The 4,555-nt window shown below is 68.0% G+C and carries 5 protein-coding genes and 1 pseudogene; 1 reads left to right on the top strand and 5 read right to left on the bottom strand.

What is annotated here, in order from left to right:
* Nucleotides 1-84 precede the first annotated feature (84 nt).
* Together UK82_RS30410 and UK82_RS30405 are read right to left on the bottom strand one after the other, a co-directional pair.
* Nucleotides 85-483, bottom strand: a pseudogene (locus UK82_RS30410) (SAM-dependent methyltransferase); the annotation flags it as partial.
* A 10-nt stretch (nt 484-493) separates the two neighbouring features.
* Complete coding sequence (locus UK82_RS30405) at nt 494-946, bottom strand: hypothetical protein (RefSeq protein WP_055410881.1); 453 nt, start codon at nt 944-946, stop codon at nt 494-496.
* 481 nt (nt 947-1,427) lie between these two features.
* On the opposite strand from UK82_RS30405, the gene UK82_RS30400 reads away from it, so the two are divergent.
* The gene (locus UK82_RS30400; RefSeq protein WP_055410879.1) at nt 1,428-1,910 is read left to right on the top strand and encodes an ATP-binding protein; all 483 of its coding nucleotides are present in this window, start codon (nt 1,428-1,430) and stop codon (nt 1,908-1,910) included.
* Nucleotides 1,911-1,946: 36 nt separating this feature from the next.
* Here UK82_RS30400 and UK82_RS30395 read toward each other — a convergent pair whose 3' ends face one another.
* The 3 genes from UK82_RS30395 to UK82_RS32305 all read right to left on the bottom strand — a co-directional run bounded on the left by UK82_RS30395 (nt 1,947) and on the right by UK82_RS32305 (nt 4,280).
* Nucleotides 1,947-2,504 (bottom strand): AAA family ATPase, encoded by a 558-nt coding sequence (locus UK82_RS30395; RefSeq protein ID WP_055410877.1) that lies wholly within the window; start codon nt 2,502-2,504, stop codon nt 1,947-1,949.
* Between the two features lie 50 nt (nt 2,505-2,554).
* A complete protein-coding gene (locus UK82_RS30390; RefSeq protein ID WP_055410876.1) occupies nt 2,555-3,088 on the bottom strand; it encodes a hypothetical protein in 534 nt (177 codons plus the stop codon).
* 91 nt (nt 3,089-3,179) lie between these two features.
* On the bottom strand, nt 3,180-4,280 hold the full coding sequence (locus UK82_RS32305) for a hypothetical protein (RefSeq protein ID WP_055410872.1): 1,101 nt from the start codon (nt 4,278-4,280) through the stop codon (nt 3,180-3,182).
* Nucleotides 4,281-4,555 lie beyond the last annotated feature (275 nt).

Below are 4,555 nucleotides of genomic sequence, written 5' to 3'. Positions count from 1 at the left end.
CATCTCTACCTGACGAGTCAGACATCAATACCGGAGGCGGCGTAAAGCTGATATAGTCCAACTATCGCGTGTCCGTGAAACGGGCAGCACCTCAGCGCGACCCTGCGGGGTGCTGGTGAGCAGGGCGCGGGCATGCGCCAGCACGATTGGATCATTGTCCGTGTAGACCACCCGCGCCTCGGGTGCCACGGCCTGGACCGTCTCGTGCAGGTTCGGCGAGGTAGGGATGCCGGTGCCCACGTCCAAGAACTGCCGGACGCCACACTCGGCCGCGAGGAACCGCACCGCCCGGGTCATGAACGCCCGGTTCTCCCGGGCCATCGTCCCGATCGCGGGGAACACGGTGCTGATCTGCTCTGCCGCTGCCCGGTCGGCCGGGAAGTTGTCCTTCCCGCCCAGATAGACGTCGTAGAGCCGGGCCGGATGCGGAACCGAGGTGTTCAACGCGACCGGATCGACCTTCGGGGTCGGGGACGTCATCATCGGCGCCCGTTCACAGCCGTGCCGGCACGCCCACGGCGCGGCCGAGGGCCCGCTCGAACGCCTCCCACGCAGCGTCGCGTTCCTCGCCCAGCAGCTTCTCGGCGAGCGCGAGCTGGTCCGCGGTCAGGATCGCGTCGCCCTCGGTCACAGCCTCCACGTACAAGGTCTCGGCCTGACGGGCGAGAACACCCCGCCGGCCGAGCGCCGTGCGCACCGCGTCCTGTTCCTGGACGGTCAGCGGCCGACCCCGCCGCAGACCACGATGGATCTGGCCGGCGAGCACGGTCATCTCCGTGAAGACACCAAGAACGGCCTCGGTGTACCGCTGGCAGGCGTCCGCCAGCGCATTGATCTGCGGGAGGCTCAGACCGAGCTCCCCGCGCAGGTGCAGGTACCGGTTAAAGATCCCGCCCGTCGGGGCGATGTTCTCCCCACCCACGGACACCAGATCGGGCAGACGCATGCCTCAACCTCCACATGATCACAAGATGGGATGATGGCCAGAGACAGCCGGTTCCAACGCAGGTGGACCGCGCACGGAACCAGGCCGGGCCGGACGTCCGGCCACCGGCTCGGGGGGTGCCGGCGACCGGACACCACGACGATCCCGCACAGCACCCCGCCGCGCATTCCCCGAGATGAGAAAATTCCGCTTCGGCGACCGCAAGCCCATGACCTGGGGCAATAGGCGTGGAAGGACGATGCGTTCGCGCTCGCGAGCAGGATCGGAGGCCGCGCTCGTCAGCGTCGCCCGTGATGCGGACGGTTGGGGTCTACGGAGGCCCGACATGAAGGTGACCCCGGACGAGCCCACAACGTCGCCGTGGACTGATCAGGAAGGCTGGTCTCGGGGTCCAGATCCGTCGGCGTGCGGGAGGAGTCGGGCAGCGAAAGCAGCAGCGCCAGATCAGACATCCGGCGCCGGCGGGGAGATCGACCGGCCGGTGGTCTACCTGCTGGTAGGGCTCACCGGGTCCGGCAAGACCACCTACGCGACGAGGCGGTTGGAGCCCGCCGGAGTGGTCCGGCTGTCCGTGGACGAGCGTCTCCATGCCCAGCATGGCCGCTACGGCGTGGACTACCCGGAGCGGGACTACCTCGCCCTGGAAGGCCCGGTCGTCACCGAGGTGCCCGAGAGTCTGGTCGGCCTGATCGCGGCCGGTCGGGATGTCGTACTGGACCACGGGCTGTGGCTGCGTTCCGCCCGGCAGGAGTGGAAGAGGCTCGTGGAGGGGGCAGGCGGCCGGTGGCGGCTGCTGTACTTCCCCGTCCCCCGCACCGAGCTACTTCGACGCCTGGCGACACGGAACCGGCGCGCGGACGCGAACGCCCTGACAGTCACCGAGTCGGCGTTGAACGACTTCTGCGCCCGGTTCGAACCCTCGGCAGGCGAAGGCGAGGAGATCATCGAGCTCGGCTCCTTCTAGCCGGCCATTGCCGCTGTCCGACAGCTCGGCGAGAGGTCACGGGATGGGCCTGGTGAGGAAGGCGATGATGGTGTCGAGGCCAGGGTGATAGCCGTCGCTGGTGTCGACGGTGAGCCGCGGGACGTCCAGTCGGATGTCGATGAAGTCGTCCAGGGAACGGCGGCCCACGGCAATGGCGTCAAGCAGGTCCTGGTCGCCGTGCGCGGCACGGTGGGGGTCGAGCCCGGCACGATCGATGATCCGCTGGTGGGCGGTGGCCGCATCGACGGCGCAACGGATGATCCGCACGTCGGCGTGGGCGGTCAGGGGCGCCAGGTGGGGAGTCCAGAGGCGGTCCTGGAACGCGGCCTCAGCCACGACGGTGGCGCCGGCCTGAGCCAAGGTTTCCAGCACGTCGAAGAAGGCGTGCAGAGCAGGCACGTTGAGCGGGTCGTCGCCGCCGGTCTGGTAGCCGGGGTCGGCCAGGACCATCCCTTGTTTGATCTCGTCGCGGATGACCGCGGGGCAGCCAACCGTCTCGGCGATTCTGCGGGCGAGGGTGGTCTTGCCGGCTCCTGGAGGGCCGCTGACAACGGCCAGTACTGGTGGCTGCATGTCACCTGCCCTTCGCCTCGGGTGCGAGTACACGGCCGATGAGTATGCGGCTAGCGATCTTTCGAATCTGAGGGCGCCGACTGCTGCCGCAACTCACTGACCTCCGCTTCGAGCTCTGCTAGTCGCCGCTCCAGCTGCGCCCGCGTCCGCCGCTTTGGAGCCGACGGCGCGGCTGGTGCCTGCGGCTTCGGGGGCTCGGCCACCAAGCCAAGGGGCTCGAACGCGACGATGTACGACGGATCCCTGCCGCACTCCGGGCACTTCATCGAGGATGACCCATGTGCCGTCGGGCACGCGTTCTCGGCATGGCGCTGGGTCTCGACGATGTGCCCGCAGTACAGGCGTACCCGCCACCGCATGAGCTCGTGGTCGGGCGTGCGCCAGCTGGCGATCATTGCCAGGGCGCGGCGGGCGACCTCATCCCGCCCCGCTTTCAGGACCGGATCGGCAGCTTCCTCGGCCTCCTTCTTCGCGATGATCTCCGCGGCCCAACGTTTGGCGTCCTCGCTGCCTTGCTGTCCCCGATGATCCGCTTTTGTGAGCTGGTACTCCTCGAGCGGTGTCCCATGACTCTCGTAGGTCACTTCGCGCACGCAGGGGACAGTAGCGGCATCTCAGGAGAAAATCGACGTTTCAGCCGGGGGCGGCGTGGTCTGCCGGTGGCACCCCGGACAGCTACCTGTAGTAACCAGTCTCCGGTCCGTACGGACTCCACCTCCCAAGAAACGGCTTCAGATCCTCTGGCTTCGGCTCCGGATCCGGTGGCATCGCCAGTCGGCTGTCGAGCGGGTCGACCCGTGCCACGTGTTCGGTGGCCCAGGCCAGCCATTCCGTAGCGGCCTTCGCCTCGGCATCGTCCATCGAGCCGATCCGTTCCGCCATCGCCGCGATGTACTCGCGGAGCTGCCCCGCATGGCGCCAAGCGGCCATCTGCTGCTCCAGCACCTTCGCCCGGAACGCCTCCCGATGATCGAGCTTGGCCCTGGCCATGGCAGCCTCCCACTGCCGGCGGCGCTCACGGGCCGCGGCCTCGATCGCCAGCCGATCCGCTTCGGCGGCTTCGGCCCGCAGTTCGATCTCTTGCAGAATCTGCGCCAGCCGTTCTTCGAGCGGCCCCGTCCGATCCGACCATTCGGACTGCCAGTGCTGAAAGCGACCCAGGACATGGATGGCGAGCCGCTCCGTCGGCGTCTCGTCGTACTTCGGCGGCCACCGGAACCGGGGCGTGCCGTAGTGGGCCATTTCGGCTTCGGTGGCCGTGTGCTTCGCGCGCTCGATTTCCTGGCGGATAGCCAGGCCCACGTCCTGGCCGTCCTTCGTGACGGTGAGGTCGGCCTCCGGCTCCTTCTCCCCACGCCGGCTGTAGGTGGGACTGGCGTTCCTGGCGACCCGGACGTGATACCCACGCTTGGTCGCTTCGGCAGCCAGGGCTTGGAGCAGCCGTAGGGCGCGCTGCCGCGTCCCCACCCCCTTGATCCTTTTGATCTTTTCGCCGTCGCGGAGCGTCACTACTACTGGATGCGGTTTGTGCAGCGTGGCCGGCGCGTGGATCGGCTCCAACACGGCCGTCCGCCAGGCAGGAAGGTCCTCAAGCCAGATCTCCCACGTGCGCCACGACGGGCCAGTCCGCCTGTGGACGAGCTGCTTGCCTGCAGGCACCTTGTTCAGGCGGTTCGCCGCCTTGACCCGGGCCTCGTAGTCGGTCTTGTCCTCCTGGCGGTCGATGGTCAAGACGCCGCCGGCCGCGATTACTGCTGCCACCAGCTGCTCGGTCACCGACTGCTTTGGCGGCTTCCGCACTGACGGCCGGGCCTTGGCCTGCGGCTTGGGAGCCGGTTTCGTCTCGGCGGGCTCGGGCCGTGGTGGACGAGGGGCAGGTGTCTGGCCAGGCGGCGGGAAATCTCCGTGCTCCAGGTAGTGATGCCCGCTGTCCGTGATGGTCGCCCGCCACACCCCGTGAGGTGCTGCCCGTTTCACGGACACGCGATAGTTGGACTATATCAGCTTTACGCCGCCTCCGGTATTGATGTCTGACTCGTCAGGTAGAGATG

Source organism: Frankia sp. ACN1ag (assembly GCF_001414035.1).
Classification (GTDB): domain Bacteria; phylum Actinomycetota; class Actinomycetes; order Frankiales; family Frankiaceae; genus Frankia; species Frankia torreyi.
This window is presented reverse-complemented; position numbering and strand designations above follow the sequence as displayed.